Source organism: Photobacterium leiognathi (assembly GCF_030685535.1).
In the GTDB taxonomy this organism is placed as follows: domain Bacteria; phylum Pseudomonadota; class Gammaproteobacteria; order Enterobacterales; family Vibrionaceae; genus Photobacterium; species Photobacterium leiognathi.
The window spans coordinates 1,317,140-1,331,883 of sequence record NZ_CP131601.1; the positions used below are offsets into that span (position 1 = coordinate 1,317,140).

Annotated in this window: 11 protein-coding genes and 1 pseudogene; 11 read left to right on the plus strand and 1 reads right to left on the minus strand. The window is 41.1% G+C overall.

Going from position 1 to position 14,744, the window contains the following annotated elements:
* Positions 1 to 92 precede the first annotated feature (92 nt).
* The 11 genes and pseudogenes from Q7674_RS13180 (at position 93) to Q7674_RS13235 (ending at position 14,006) form a co-directional block, all read left to right on the plus strand.
* Positions 93 to 1,349, plus strand: coding sequence for an imelysin family protein (locus Q7674_RS13180; protein ID WP_045063050.1), 1,257 nt, complete (start codon positions 93 to 95; stop codon positions 1,347 to 1,349).
* Positions 1,350 to 1,436: 87 nt separating this feature from the next.
* Positions 1,437 to 2,867 carry a di-heme oxidoreductase family protein gene (locus tag Q7674_RS13185; RefSeq protein ID WP_107229565.1) on the plus strand — a complete coding sequence of 477 codons (1,431 nt, stop codon included), beginning with the start codon at positions 1,437 to 1,439 and terminating at the stop codon, positions 2,865 to 2,867.
* Positions 2,868 to 2,883: 16 nt separating this feature from the next.
* The gene (locus Q7674_RS13190; RefSeq protein WP_237156716.1) at positions 2,884 to 3,978 is read left to right on the plus strand and encodes an imelysin family protein; all 1,095 of its coding nucleotides are present in this window, start codon (positions 2,884 to 2,886) and stop codon (positions 3,976 to 3,978) included.
* A complete protein-coding gene (locus Q7674_RS13195) occupies positions 3,959 to 5,077 on the plus strand; it encodes a DUF1513 domain-containing protein (protein ID WP_439788124.1) in 1,119 nt (372 codons plus the stop codon). The genes Q7674_RS13190 and Q7674_RS13195 overlap by 20 nt, the downstream gene beginning before the upstream one ends.
* A 283-nt stretch (positions 5,078 to 5,360) precedes the next feature.
* Positions 5,361 to 7,099: pseudogene (locus tag Q7674_RS21950) on the plus strand (L,D-transpeptidase family protein).
* A 168-nt stretch (positions 7,100 to 7,267) separates the two neighbouring features.
* Positions 7,268 to 7,816: a peptidoglycan L,D-endopeptidase MepK gene (gene mepK / locus Q7674_RS13210; protein WP_190274780.1), complete on the plus strand. Its 549-nt coding sequence runs from the start codon at positions 7,268 to 7,270 to the stop codon at positions 7,814 to 7,816.
* 87 nt (positions 7,817 to 7,903) lie between these two features.
* Complete coding sequence (locus tag Q7674_RS13215) at positions 7,904 to 8,557, plus strand: MBL fold metallo-hydrolase (protein ID WP_008986813.1); 654 nt, start codon at positions 7,904 to 7,906, stop codon at positions 8,555 to 8,557.
* A gap of 349 nt (positions 8,558 to 8,906) precedes the next feature.
* Positions 8,907 to 10,301, plus strand: coding sequence for a hexose-6-phosphate:phosphate antiporter UhpT (uhpT, locus tag Q7674_RS13220; RefSeq protein ID WP_045063052.1), 1,395 nt, complete (start codon positions 8,907 to 8,909; stop codon positions 10,299 to 10,301).
* Positions 10,302 to 10,512: 211 nt separating this feature from the next.
* On the plus strand, positions 10,513 to 11,121 hold the full coding sequence (uhpA, locus tag Q7674_RS13225) for a response regulator transcription factor UhpA (RefSeq protein ID WP_045063053.1): 609 nt from the start codon (positions 10,513 to 10,515) through the stop codon (positions 11,119 to 11,121).
* Positions 11,121 to 12,716 carry a signal transduction histidine-protein kinase/phosphatase UhpB gene (gene uhpB / locus Q7674_RS13230; protein WP_045063054.1) on the plus strand — a complete coding sequence of 532 codons (1,596 nt, stop codon included), beginning with the start codon at positions 11,121 to 11,123 and terminating at the stop codon, positions 12,714 to 12,716. The genes uhpA and uhpB overlap by 1 nt, the downstream gene beginning before the upstream one ends.
* Before the next feature lie 3 nt (positions 12,717 to 12,719).
* On the plus strand, positions 12,720 to 14,006 hold the full coding sequence (locus Q7674_RS13235; protein WP_045063064.1) for an MFS transporter: 1,287 nt from the start codon (positions 12,720 to 12,722) through the stop codon (positions 14,004 to 14,006).
* An 11-nt stretch (positions 14,007 to 14,017) separates the two neighbouring features.
* On the opposite strand, the gene Q7674_RS13240 is transcribed toward Q7674_RS13235, so the two are convergent.
* Positions 14,018 to 14,686 carry a DUF2982 domain-containing protein gene (locus Q7674_RS13240; RefSeq protein WP_023932654.1) on the minus strand — a complete coding sequence of 223 codons (669 nt, stop codon included), beginning with the start codon at positions 14,684 to 14,686 and terminating at the stop codon, positions 14,018 to 14,020.
* Positions 14,687 to 14,744 lie beyond the last annotated feature (58 nt).

Sequence of the window (14,744 nt, forward strand, 5' to 3'; positions counted from 1 at the left end):
TGTTCTGATACACTATCGAAATAATAACTATTATCACTTAGATTTTTATTCTTAGGTTATGTTAAGTGATGCTTTACAAGGAAGATGATTTAATGACTAAAACATTTACTCGCTCACTCATTGCTGTCGCTCTATTTTCTCTACCTGCTGTTGCTCAAGCAGCTACCACCAAACAAGATGTTGTGACTCACTATGCCGATCTTGCTCATAGTGTGTATAGCGATGCGCTAACAACGGCACAAACATTAGATAAGGCGATTGCGGCATTGGTTGCTAACCCTTCTGAACAAACACTTTCAGCAGCCCGTGAAGCGTGGAAAGCCTCTCGCGTTCCTTACCAACAATCTGAAGTATTCCGTTTTGGTAACGGTATTGTGGATGATTGGGAAGGGCAATTAAACGCATGGCCGTTAGATGAAGGTTTGATTGATTACGTGGCTAAAGATTATCAACATGAGCTTGGTAATGAAGGCGCAAACGCAAACATTATTTCTAATAAAAAGATTAATGTGGGTAATAAGGAAATTGATGTTGCGAAAATCACGCCTGAATTAATTGCTGATCTTAACGAATTGGGTGGTTCAGAAGCAAACGTGGCATCTGGCTATCATGCGATTGAGTTCCTACTATGGGGACAAGATCTTAACGGTACAGATAGCGGTGCTGGCGATCGTAAATTCACTGATTTTGTGAAAGGCGAGGGTTGTACTAATGGCAACTGTGATCGTCGTGCTGATTACTTGACTGCATCTTCTCAGCTATTGATTAACGATCTGCAATGGATGGAGAAACAGTGGTCTGCAACTGAGGCGAAAAACTACCGTAGCGAGTTATTAGCGGAATCTGCGGATAACGGTTTACGTAAAATGCTGTTTGGTATGGGTTCATTGTCGCTAGGGGAATTGGCGGGTGAGCGTATGAAAGTGGCATTAGAAGCAAACTCGACAGAAGATGAGCACGATTGTTTTTCTGATAACACGCACAACTCTCACTACTACAACGAGCAAGGGATCTTTAACGTTTATACCGGTAGTTACACCCGTGTAAATGGTGAGGTGCTAACTGGCCCAAGTATCCACGATTTAGTGGCTGAGAAAGATAAAAAAGCAGCGGCTGAAATTAAAGCGGAATTTGTACAAGCACGCGCTCAACTTCAAACATTGGTTGATTCTGCTGAGAAAGAGAACCAACACTTTGATCAGTTAATTGCAGCAGGTAATAAAGCTGGCAATGCTTTGGTGAATAAGTCGATTATGGCGTTAGTAAAACAAACGGCTGAAATTGAAAAAGCGGCAAGCATTATTGGCGTGAGCAACTTAAATCCAGATACTGCTGATCATCAGTTCTAATTACCGCTCTATGCATCGTAATCATAAGTCGCCTGCACCTTGGGCGACTTTGTTCGTATTTTAATAATAAGAAATAAGAGTGGATGTATGAAGTTCCATTTAGCAACAGTGATCATGTCGTTAGGCTTGTTGCCGTTAAGTGTGTGGGCAGAATCAAGCCCTGAAAAACCAAAATATACTAAAGAGCAATTAGCCAAAATTAAATCAGGCGGTAATACCACAACTCCTAAAACAGGTGCGAATGCTTTTTCTTTACCTGCCAGCAATCTGCCTATGTCTAAACGTTTGGACTTTAGTGTCGGTAATAGCTTTTTCCGTAATCCTTGGGTACAAGCGCCTGCCACTACCGATGCTCGTGATGGATTAGGTCCGATTTTTAATACCAATGGTTGTCAGAACTGTCATATCAAAGATGGGCGAGGTCATCCGCCAGAAAAAGACGATATGAATTCGGTATCCATGTTGGTACGCATGAGTATTCCTGCTTTAACGGATGAGCAAAAACAGCAATTAATTAAAAGTGGTGTGATCCCAGAACCCACTTATGGCGATCAGCTACAAGACTTTGCCTTACCCGACGCCAAACCTGAAGGAAAAATCGCGTTAACTTACACCGATGTGCCTGTCACGTTTGCCGATGGTGAAGTGATCACGCTGCGCAAACCTAACTTATCTATTACCGATTTAAATTATGGCCCAATGGCAGACGATGTAATGCTTTCTGCCCGTATTGCACCGCCTATGATTGGTTTAGGTTTACTTGAGCATATTCCGGAGCAAACTTTAAAGAACTTCGTGGTTGAGCAAGCCGCTGAAAATAAAGGTGTAAGCGGCAAGTTAAACCAAGTGTGGGATGTGCGAGCCAATAAAACCGTGACTGGTCGTTTTGGTTGGAAAGCAGGACAACCGAATTTAATGCAACAAAATGCCGCAGCCTTTAATGGTGATATTGGTTTAACCAATGCTTTGTTTGAGCAAGAAAACTGTACTGATAAACAAACTATCTGTGCGGAATTACCCAATGGCGGCAAACATGAAGCCTCTGAAAAAGTGCTGACGTTTGTTGAGTTTTATTCTCAACATTTGGCTGTGCCTGCCCGTCGTAATATTAATGATCCTCTAGTGATGAAAGGTGAAAAGCTGTTTGCCGATATTGGCTGCCAAAGCTGTCACCGTACGCAAATAAAGACGGCAAAAGTGCCTGAACGTCCTGCGTTATCTGAGCAAATGATTAACCCGTATACCGATTTGCTATTGCACGATATGGGTGAAGGTTTAGCTGATAATCGCTCTGAGTTTTTAGCCAATGGGCAAGAGTGGCGAACACCGCCATTGTGGGGACTAGGTTATACCGAGGAAGTAAACGGACATACTAATTTCTTACATGATGGGCGCGCACGCTCCGTAATGGAAGCGGTGCTATGGCATGGCGGTGAAGCACAAACAAGCCGTGACAAGGTATTGCAATTATCAAAATCCGACCGCCAAGCGCTGGTGGCATTTTTAGATTCACTATAAATCAGGTGTTGTAATAATGATGTATACAAAACCCTTTTTAAATTCATCCCTGCTTTGTGGTGTTGCACTGGGTGTGGCGACGTTGCTGACAGGGTGTGGTGAGGCCAATAATGATAAACTATCAACTCAGTTTGCGAGTGTGGCTGATAATCATGTTCATCCCGAGCAAACAGGATTTAATTTAACACCTGTGCACGAAATGTCGGTAAATGCTGCCAAAGGTTACGTGCTATCTAGCCATGTATTAGATAAGCAAATGGGGAAATTGTGCCAGCGTTACAGTGAGGAAACGTTACAAGCGGCACAACAAGCATGGCTGCAAAGCATGCATAGTTGGATGAAGTTTCAAGGGCGTGAGAAAGGCAGTGAAGCGGCATTAGCATTGGGTTGGAAAGTGCAGTTTTGGCCTGATAAGAAAAACACCACAGGAAGAAAGATCAAGCAGTTGTTACAAGCAGAAACCCTACCAACCAGCCAAGGGATTGCAGATCAAAGTGTAGCCGTACAAGGATTAGGTGCTGTTGAGTGGTTTTTATTCCAAGAGAAAAAACAGTTAGCTGCTCCGAAATACTGTCAGTTAGCCCATGCCATCACTGGCAATATGCTGACAACGGCAAAAGCGTTAGAAATGGCATGGGAAGAAAATCCATGGCAAGACTTAACACCTCAACTGGCCTTGGCGGAATATTTAGGGGCGCTTAATAACCAGCTTGATTACACCTTAAAAAAGCTTACTCGTCCGATGGGGAAACCAGGACAACCCAAGCCTTATCAAGCAGAAGCATGGCGTTCACAAACTTCTATGTTGAGTTTGAAAGCCAGTGTTGAGGCGTTGCATCAGCTATATCTTGCCAATGGTAAAGGTTTGAATCATTTGTTGATTGAATCAGGCCATGAGGTCACGGCAAATCGTATTAATCAGCGTTTTGAATTGCTGCTAGAAGACTGGCCGAAGCAAAACAGTATGGTGGCGATGATGAAAACCAAAGAAGGTTATCGTGAGCTGATCAATGTGTTTAACGGTTTGGAATATATTCAGATTGCGCTGCATGATGATGTAGCCGCAGAGCTGGGTATTGTGATGGGGTTTAATGCAACTGATGGCGACTAATTTAACAAGACGTAAATTATTGCAGTATGCCTTGTCATCTGCTGGCACATTGCCTTTGATGTCATTAATGGGCTGTGATGCTAATGCAAAACATGGTTTATCTTCCCAATCTTACCAACAGCCTAAGATCATTGGTTGTAGCCGTACTGCAGCAGGTAAGTATGCCGCTGTTGTTGCTGATTTATCGGGCAATCCGTTAATGCAAGTGATGTTGCCTGCAAGGGGACATGGTATTGCGTTGCACCGTAACGGCTCGTTGGTGGCGGTATTTTCTCGTCGTCCGGGGCAATACGTCCAAGTGTTTGATCATCAAACGGGTAAAGAGTGGGGATTACGTGCCGCTGATCCAAATCGTCACTTTTATGGTCATGGTGTGTTCTCTCGTGATGGACAGTATTTGTATGCAACAGAAGGTGAATCAGCAACCAGTCGCGGCGTGATTGGTGTATACGAGGTCAAACAAGGTTTGCCAAAAGTCGCTGAATTTACCGATTTTGGTATTGGTCCCCATGAAGTGATTTGGGCTGATGATCAAACGTTAGCTATCGGTGTCGGTGGTGTTCATACCCAAGGACGAACGCCACTAAACCTTGATTCAATGCAACCTGCGTTGGTGTATGTGGATAAAACCAACGGTGAATTGGTTGAACAAGCCGAGCTTGCTGATAAGCGATTGAGTATTCGTCATTTAAGTTTGATGGATAACGGTGGCATTGCATGTGGTCAACAATACCGTGGCGAGCCTGAACATGCAGCGCCTTTGGTGGCAACCCATCAACGAGGACAAGCTTTACAGCCGTTAATTGCGGAAGATGAAGAATGGCTGCGGTTTAATCATTACATTGCCAGTATCGGTACATTAGATGGTTACTTGCTGGCGACTTCACCAAGGGGAAATTGTTACGGTATTTGGGATCAAGATACTCGTGAGCTGATTTCACTCAAGCCACTCACCGATGCTTCTGGTGTCGCAATGTTAGATCATCATTGGATTGTTGGCTCTGGTGCTGGAAAAATTGTCAGTGTTGATACCAAGCAACAAGCAAAGATAAAACAAAGCACGATTATGTGGGATAACCACTGGCAGTTATTTATTTAAACGCCTATGTTATTCAAACGCATATGGGAACACTATCACTTGTTTTGGCTTTTCTAAACTGGTGATATTACTCTGGTTAAGAAAATAACCCTATAAATGATGACGCTGTTTCTTACAAATAAGAAATAGCGTTGTTTTTGTAATAGATACCCGTTAATTTCAGTTAATCATTCTGATTTAGCCCCATTCTTAAAGATTTTATTCAAATTAATCAAATAGCGTCTATAGTTAATGCTCTAAATACTATTATTAATAATAGCAGAAGCAGTGCTAGGGGGCTTCGATGACTGTTTGTAAGTACTGGTATTTCACCTCTGTGTTGTGTTTAGTGCCTTTTAACCTTTCCGCTTCATCTGATCTACCGACTAATTCAGAGGCTGAAGGTAAACCTATTGTTATAAAAAGCAAGACGATTATTACTTCTGAATTGATGAACTCACCAGATAAAGAACTCTTTGCTAACGACCAAGCTACTCATCAACAATTTCAAATAGCTAAAGATTGGGTAAAAAATATTACACAGAATGTTTCTGGTATTCATTATTTTGATAAATTGGCTGAGGTATATTTAGCAATTGGATATGGTCAAATATGGCAAGATCAAATTGCTATTGCTGAATTTGAAGAACAGATTCGTATATTATCGCTGACTAAGATATCTTCTGATTTAACACGTCGTTATCAAAACTTAAAAAGATATAAAAAAAATAGTGACTGGCGATATTACGATATATTAGCTACTGATACATTATTTGCATATATGGGGTTTATTGAAGGTATCCAAAAAAAAGGAAACTTATGGTTATTTGGTGATATATCTCCAGGTGTTTTTCCTGCTCCGTCAGAAACATTTATAAATAGTTTTCTACACAACTATGAAAAACAAAACTTTCGTTACTTTATTTCCCAGTTAAAGCCTCAAAAAAATGATTATATTAAATTAGTTGAAGCGTTAGATGAATTGATTGATATAAAAGATATGCGTTGGTAGGTATTTTTATTTAAAGGCATTATTCGCCCAGGGCAATATGTGAATAATATGGATGGGGTGGTGACTGTCTTAGAGACATTAGGCGATATGACGTTTTTTGAGGCAGAAAATATACGCAGTAAAAATAATACGTATTTGTCTAGTTCAGTGGTTGTATCTATAAAGCGTTTTCAAGAACGCCATGGCTTAAAAGTCGATGGTATTATTGGTACGGAAACACAACAATGGTTAGCGTTAAGTATTAAGCAACGCATTCGCTTATTGGCGTTAAATGCCCAGCGTTTAAGGTTATGGTCAGTTCAACCGAGTACAGGTATAGTTGTAAATATTCCTAATTATCATATGAAGTTATGGCTTGATGGTGAGAAGAAACTTGAAAGTAAAGTTATTGTAGGACATCCATCTCGACAAACACCGATGATTGATTCGGATATTCAGTCAGTAGTGTTTAATCCTTATTGGAATGTGCCTAATTCAATCATGAAAAAAGATATCATGCCTAAAGTTCAAAAAAATCGAAGTTATTTAACTAATAATAATTATGAGGTACTCAAAGGGTGGGACAGTGAAAATAAAATTTCTATAAACACTATTCCTTATCATTTGTTATCTCCTAATGACTTTCCTTATCGATTAAGACAAAAGCCAGGAAAGCGTAATTCATTGGGGTTATTTAAATTTAACTTCCCTAATAGCCAAGCGATTTATTTACACGATACTTCTTCACATTCATTATTTGATAAGCATGAACGTGCTCTAAGTTCTGGATGTATTCGTGTTGAAAAGGCAAAAAGCTTAGCCAAAGTGTTATTAGAATATTCTGGTAGTAGTGAACAGCGTTTTAATAACTTATATAGAAGTAAAAAAACGAGAACAATAGTGTTGGGTAATGGTAAATTTGTACCTGTAGATCTAATTTATCAGACTGCATGGGTAGATGAATTAGGAGTAGTGAATTATCGAAACGATATTTACATGTATGACAGAGTTCAAGGAAAAATAGTCTATTAATCTTTGCTTACAATTACTAATGCTTATAACTAGCTGAAAATTAAAAATAGCTTTTATGATATTCTAAATATGTGATTTGCGTCTTTGACTAGTTTGTCAGTGATGGATACCTTTCAGATAAAGTAATTGGTATACACTTTGCTTTCTTACAATAAAATGCATTTTTATCATGAGTTGGTATGTCAGAAATTAATATTAATCGCCGTAATTTCCTTGCTCTCGGCGGAGTAGTTGTGGGCTCTTGTCTATTGCCTAATATCGCTATTGCTAGTCCATTTAAAGCATCAGAACCACGTAATATGTTGATTCGTAATCTTCATACTGGTGAAGAGTTAGAAACAAAGTATTTTAATGGTAAAACCTATGTGGGTTCTGCTGTAAGAAAAATTGATCACATTTGTCGAGATTTTAGACAAAACGAAGTCGCCCGCATTGATAGACGTTTATATGATGCCATTTCGCAAATTCAGACGTATGTAGGCCATGAAGGCTACGTGCAACTTATTTCGGGATATCGTTCGCCAAAAACAAATAAGATGTTAGCAAAACGCAGTGGTGGGGTAGCGAAGAAGAGTTACCACATGACAGCACAAGCGATCGATTTCAATTTAGAAGGTGTACCACTATCTAAGATCCGTAAAGCGGCAATGGACTTGAATATTGGTGGTGTGGGTTATTACCCAGGCAGCCAATTTGTACATATTGATACAGGCCCTGTTCGTAACTGGCGTGGTTAATCATTGAATAACAATCGTACCTGTATTTTTATAAATAATCGTGGCATCCTTTTGGCACTTTGTTTTTGGCTAGGATGTTAGACGAGTATGAGTCTTAAGTATCAAATTGTTCCTGTTACACCGTTTCAGCAAAACTGTTCAATCATCTGGTGTGATGAAACAAACCAAGCAGCGATTGTCGATCCCGGTGGCGACGTTGAACAATTGAAGAAAGTGGTTGAGGAATTAGGTGTTACCGTTACTCAGCTTATTTTAACTCATGGTCATCTTGATCACGTTGGTGGTACTGAACCATTAGCTGAAGCGTTAAATGTGCCAGTGATTGGTCCACATAAAGATGATGTATTCTGGCTACAAGGTCTGCCTCGTCAAAGTGAAATGTTCGGTTTCCCAATGACGGAAGCATTTGATCCAACACAATGGCTAGAAGACGGTGATGAAATTAAAGTAGGCAATCAAACGCTACAAGTATTCCATACGCCGGGTCATACTCCAGGTCACGTTGTGTTATTTAACGATGACGCAAAGATTGCCTTTGTTGGTGACGTATTATTTAAAGGTGGTATTGGTCGTACTGACTTCCCACGCGGTGATCATCCAACTCTGATCAACGCAATTAAAACTAAGCTATGGCCTTTAGGTAACGATGTGACTTTTGTACCGGGTCACGGTCCGTTATCAACATTTGGTCATGAACGCGCAACAAACCCATTTGTTGCCGATGAAATGCCGCTATACTAATTTTTGTTAATTAGTTTCTTATCTCTATAAAGTGAGGTTTATCGCCTCACTTTATCCTACATATCGCATATTAACTATTTGCGCTCTGTCACACTTTTTCGGACACTTGACCAAAACTAGGAATTTTTCCTAGTTGTTCTAGGTTCGCTTCTCATGCCTTGCTGATCCTCAATCGATAAAATTATTCGATACGATCACCTATCCATTTTGATTGGCTTTCCCCAATTGAGTCACAAGTTTTTCAATGACGGTGATCCCTGCACTGTGAATGTTTATATGAGCCTTTGGCTTATTAATCATAAAAGACATCCATAGCATCGACTTTTCAGTGACTATCTGAGGATTTCACATGTTTAAACTGCTTACACAGGTAAGAAAACCAACGCTGGACTTGCCTTTAGCTGAACGTAAGAAGATGTGGCTTGGTCCATTCTTACGTTCATACCTTGTAGTGTTTGTTAGCTACATGGTGATGTACTTTATTCGTAAGAACTTCAACATTGCGCAAAACGACCTGATCTCTGATTACGGTATGACAATGACGCAATTAGGTACTATTGGCCTTGGTTTCTCAATTACTTACGGTATCGGTAAAACAGCATTAAACTACTGGTGTGATGGTAAGAACTCGAAGAATATTCTGCCATTAGGTCTGTTGCTTTCTGGTCTATGTATGCTGGGCTTTGGCTTGGTAATGGGTCCATCAATGGGCTCTTTCTACATGATGATCGGCCTATACGCACTGTCTGGTTTATTCCAAAGTGTGGGTGGTTCTAACTCTTACTCAACGATTACTAAGTGGACGAGTAAAAAGAACCGCGGCACATTCCTAGGTATGTGGAACATCTCGCACAACATCGGTGGTGCAGGTGCAGCAGGTGTGGCGCTATTCGGTGCTAACTATTTCTTTGATGGCAATGTGGCAGGTATGTTTATCGTGCCATCAATCATTGCCATTGTGGTTGCGCTTATTGGTTTCACTATGGGTAACGACAGCCCTGAATCGTACGGTTTAGGTACTGCTGAAGAGTTATTCGAAGAGCCGATTTCTGAAGAAGATAAAGCGGTTAACGAAAACCACATGAGCAAGATGGAAATCTTCAAGAAATACGTACTGTTTAACAAGGTTATTTGGTTGCTGTGTTTTGCGAACGTATTCCTTTACGTGGTTCGTATCGGTATTGACCAGTGGTCTACTGTTTACGGCTACGAAGTGCTTGGTTTTGATAAAGAAACAGCGATTTCTGGTTTCACTATGTTTGAAACAGGCGCACTGATTGGTACATGTCTATGGGGCTTTTTCTCTGACTTGATCAATGGTCGTCGTGGTTTAGTGGCGTGTATTGCGTTATTAGGTGTGATTGCTACGCTGGGCTTCTACCAACACGCACATACTATTTTCGCATACCAAGCATCACTATTTGCTCTTGGCTTCCTAGTGTTTGGTCCTCAGTTATTGATCGGTGTTGCTGCGGTAGGTTTCGTACCTAAGCAAGGTATCGCGGTTGCTGACGGTATCAAAGGTACATTTGCTTACCTTATCGGTGACAGCTTTGCGAAGCTAGGCCTTGGTATGATTGCTGATGGTACGCCAATCTTCGGTCAAACTGGCTGGAAAGGTACCTTCGTAGCATTAGATACTGCAGCTGTTATCTGTTGTTCGATCATGGCGATTGTTGCGATTCTTGAAGAACGTAAGATCTACCGTGCAAAGAAAGAACAGAAGGCAATGCTAGCTAACTAATTGGCTCGTAATGTTTGAAAAAGCGCTTAGGTTTGGCCTAAGCGCTTTTTTTATATCTATATTTTATCTCTCCAGGCTAACAAGCCTAATAGCTCTAAATCACTTGTGTATATGTGGATTAGGAATAAAACTCTGGCAAAGCGCTTGCTCGCTTATTATGTAAGAGGTAGTTTATGCAGGTTTTTCTCTGTAGATATTAGGTATTCAGGTAATGATCAAAGTTGCTTTAGTTGATGATCACATTATTGTGCGCTCTGGCTTTGCTCAGCTATTAGCGTTAGAACCTGATATGGATGTTGTTGGACAGTTTAGCTCTGCGGCAGAAGCACGAGCAGGTTTACCGGGCTTGGATGCCTCTGTGTGTATTTTAGATATTTCGATGCCCAATGAGAGTGGTTTATCTTTGCTTGAAGATTTGCCATCGGGTATTGCTTGCATCATGTTAAGTGTCCACGACTCTGCAACTGTAGTGGAAAAGGCATTAAGTTTGGGGGCAAAAGGCTTTTTAAGTAAGCGTTGTAGCCCTGATGAGTTAGTGCAAGCCGTAAGAACAGCTGCGCAAGGTGGTTGTTATTTAACCCCAGATATTGCTATTAACCTTGTGTCACCTAATCAAAATAAACAAGCACTAGGCAAATTAACCAAACGTGAACATCAAATCAGTGAGCTTTTAGCCACCGGACTCGATGTAAAAGCCGTTGCGGTAAAGCTAGGCTTAAGCCATAAAACGATACATGTGCATCGAGCCAATGCGATGGATAAACTCGGTGTGAAGAATAATGTTGAGCTCGCTAAGTTCTTTAGTGGAGAAGTGATCTAGTGCGTAGCTTTGGCTTAACGTCACTGTGTATTTGGCTATTTGTTAGCTGTAGTTGGTTCTGCTTATGGGGTATTTCGTTTTACTTCATTATGGATCCGATATTGGCGACAGTGTTTTTCCCTTTTGCTTTACGATTGGGGTTAACGCTACACAGTGTTAAAAAGTATTGGCTAGCGATATATGCCGCTGAATGGAGTGGCTTATTACTTCTGGCGGTATCTTTACCGAGTTATCATTGGCAGGCATTAGTGACAGCGAGTGTGCTTTCTATTCCCGTAACCTTATTGGCTCGTCGCTATTATAAAGGTGTGCAGTGGCGCTTACTGGTGGTAATGGCAGTGAGTATTACAGTATTAGCTGTGCTCAATACGTTAGCGTTAAGCAGTTTTCACTTTTTTGATATTTCAAATACCCAACGTTTAGGTTTTGTGTTTTTAGTCAGCCTGACCAGTGGGTTAATGTTGGTGCCGAGTTGTTATCTTATTTGGAATTATCTGTTCCAAAAGTCTTGGATACCATTAACGGTTGATGTGGTATCTCGTCCGGTTGAATTTCGCAGCCAGCATTTATTTTTCTTCTGCCTATTATTTATTGCCAATATCTTGTTGCAGGTACATTTGCCTGAGCAACTCAGTTTATTTGCGCCATTTTGTTTGGCGATCCCCATTATTGTGTTGGCATTCCGTTATGGCTGGGAAGGGGCGTTACTTGGCACTTTGTTAAACAGTATTGCTTTGATCGCGGCTCGTAGCGAAATTAGCTCGATTGAAATTGTCGATTTACTGTTATCACTATCAGCACAAAGCCTAACAGGGATTTTGCTGGGGATTGGTATTCAGCATCAACGTGATTTGAATACGCGACTCTCTAAACAACTAAAGCGTAACTATTCTTTATCGCGGCAGTTAGTTACTGCAGAAGAGTCGGTTCGTCAAAATATTGCCCGTGAATTACATGATGAAATCGGGCAGAACATTACAGCCATCCGCACTCAAGCCAGTATTTTAAAACGGTTAGAAACTACGCCAGCTGGTGGGCAATGTGCAGACTCTATTGAGCAACTATCGCTTAATATCTACGACACTACGAAAGGCTTGTTATCGCAATTGCGCCCTAAAACGTTAGATGATCTAGGGTTGAAAGCGGCAATCGAGCAGGTGATCCGAGATTTAGATTTTGAATCACAAGAGATTGATGTTGCGATGTCATATCCTAAAGTTGTTGATACGGTAATGACCGATATGCTGCAAATCACCTTGTTCCGTGTAGTGCAAGAAGCGCTGAATAATATCGCTAAATATGCCAATGCGTCAGAAGTGCTGATTGCGTTTTCTATCGATAGCAATATCACCATGGAAATTGAAGATAACGGCATCGGTTTTAAAACCAGTGATACGTTAAAAGGCTTTGGTTTACGAGGAATGAAAGAGCGTATAGAAGCTTTGGGTGGGCAATGTGTGATCACCAGTTTCGCTCAGCCTAAAATGCCTCTAAATATACCCGCAGACAGTATTCGACCATCAGGTACAACGATTCGTGTGGTATTACCGCTATTTGCACCTAATTACTCTCAGCAACAATATAAAAGTCACTAAATGATGAATACGGAATTTTCTCCAGAAACAGCACAACGTTATCGCTACTGGCGTATTCATATTATGGTGAGTATGTATATTGGCTATGCGGTGTTCTATTTAACTCGTAAGAACTTTAGTTATGCGATGCCAGCCATTATTACCGATTTAGGCTGGGATAAAGCCGATATTGGTTTAATGGGTACCTTGTTTTATCTCACATACGGTATCTCTAAGTTTATATCGGGTATTGTCAGTGATCGCTCAAATCCTCGTTATTTTATGGGCTTGGGCTTAATTGCGACGGGCATCATTAATATCTTATTTGGTTTATCCTGCTCGATTGTCGCACTCAGTATTTTGTGGGTGCTGAATGCTTGGTTCCAAGGGTGGGGCTGGCCTGCGTGTTCTAAATTATTAACGACTTGGTATTCTCGCTCTGAGCGTGGTGGTTGGTGGTCGGTTTGGAATACGGCACATAACCTTGGTGGTGCGATGATCCCCATTATTGTGGGTTATACCGTATTGCACTATGGCTGGCGTTATAGCTTTTTTATTCCCGGTGTCATTGCAGTGATTGTTGGTTGCTTATTGTGCTGGCGATTACGAGATAAACCGACCACCATGGGACTGCCTAGTATTGGTCATTGGCGTAAAGATTATCTAGAAATTGCTCATGAAAATACAGGGAAAGGCTTATCGCAAAAGCAGATCCTGACTCGTTATGTATTAAGTAATAAATATATCTGGCTGCTTGGGCTAAGTTATATCTTGGTTTATATCGTGCGAACCGCCATTAACGATTGGGGTAATTTGTACCTGACAGAGCAATATGGCTATAGCTTGATCACGGCGAATAGTGCGTTATCGCTATTTGAAATTGGCGGCTTTCTTGGCTCGCTGGTGGCTGGTTGGGGTTCTGATAAGATCTTTTCAGGTAACCGAGGCCCGATGATCTTATTGTTCTCGATGGGGATTTTCTTATCTGTAGCTGCATTGTGGTTGATGCCGATTGTCAGTTTTGCGCTGCAAGCGGTGTGTCTGTTTGCGATTGGCTTTTTTGTTTTTGGTCCACAAATGCTAATAGGCATGGCCGCAGCAGAATGTTCTCATAAAGACTCCGTAGGAGCCGCAACAGGGTTTGTCGGTTTGTTTGCTTATATGGGCGCAGCGTTAGCGGGTTATCCATTGGCAATCATTACCCAGCATTTCCATTGGACAGGCTTTTTCGTGGTGATCTCTGTGGCTGCGGCAGCTATTGGTTTGTTGCTACTGCCATTTTTAAAAGCGCAGTATAACGAAACTGTCTAATTCGCTCGTTTTTAATTTATAGCGGCGGCTTTATAACGTCTTAGCAGACCAAGAAAATCATTCATTGGTCTGTCTAAGGCATCTTCTGAAATGAAAAAATCAAATCCTAAATACTGACGGTTATAATGCATTCTATTCGCGAGCATGGCTCTTAATCCTTTAAAAATGCAGCCGTTATGCCCTTGATAGGGTTCATCATCAAACAAAATATCTTCAATAACACGGTTGTCCTCTTCACTGTTTTTGATCGCCATGATCAGTAAAATCCGTTGTTCAATGATCATCCGCGCTGCTAAACGCGGGCTGATATTGCAAATAAACTCATCATAATCTTTCAGTTTTACACCAATCCATGGCAATGGTTGTTGCCAGCCTTGGCGATCGAGCTGTGCTGTACCGAGCTGGGAAATATTACCCCAAGGCGTTGACCAACCACCGTAACGACTATGATATTGGCAGTGCATAAAGGTCAGAGTGAAGATGTATTTCGATGCACAGATAAGACGAATAAGAGCAACAGCACAACTAGCAATGATCAGCGTAGTAAGGATTGTGGTGATCAGTGACATGCTAGAGACAAAGAAGATCATCATGCTGGAGCTAATAAAAGCGGTAAATGTGAAAACGAATAGCATGACCGTTATTGTGATAGGGGCTGACTTCACATGATAGGTGTCCATTGTACTCTCCAAACCAATTCGTTCTTTCTATCATACGTTATGATTATTATAAGCGATC

Excerpts from the sequence above, each read along its gene's own strand:
- uhpA (WP_045063053.1), top strand. The coding sequence starts at position 10,513 with ATGATCAAAGTTGCTTTAGTTGATGATCACATTATTGTGCGCTCTGGC.
- Q7674_RS13215 (WP_008986813.1), top strand. The coding sequence starts at position 7,904 with ATGAGTCTTAAGTATCAAATTGTTCCTGTTACACCGTTTCAGCAAAAC.
- Q7674_RS13185 (WP_107229565.1), top strand. The coding sequence starts at position 1,437 with ATGAAGTTCCATTTAGCAACAGTGATCATGTCGTTAGGCTTGTTGCCG.
- Q7674_RS13240 (WP_023932654.1), bottom strand. The coding sequence starts at position 14,686 with ATGGACACCTATCATGTGAAGTCAGCCCCTATCACAATAACGGTCATG.
- uhpT (WP_045063052.1), top strand. The coding sequence starts at position 8,907 with ATGTTTAAACTGCTTACACAGGTAAGAAAACCAACGCTGGACTTGCCT.
- Q7674_RS13180 (WP_045063050.1), top strand. The coding sequence starts at position 93 with ATGACTAAAACATTTACTCGCTCACTCATTGCTGTCGCTCTATTTTCT.
- Q7674_RS13190 (WP_237156716.1), top strand. The coding sequence starts at position 2,884 with ATGATGTATACAAAACCCTTTTTAAATTCATCCCTGCTTTGTGGTGTT.
- Q7674_RS13235 (WP_045063064.1), top strand. The coding sequence starts at position 12,720 with ATGAATACGGAATTTTCTCCAGAAACAGCACAACGTTATCGCTACTGG.
- Q7674_RS13195 (WP_439788124.1), top strand. The coding sequence starts at position 3,959 with ATGCAACTGATGGCGACTAATTTAACAAGACGTAAATTATTGCAGTAT.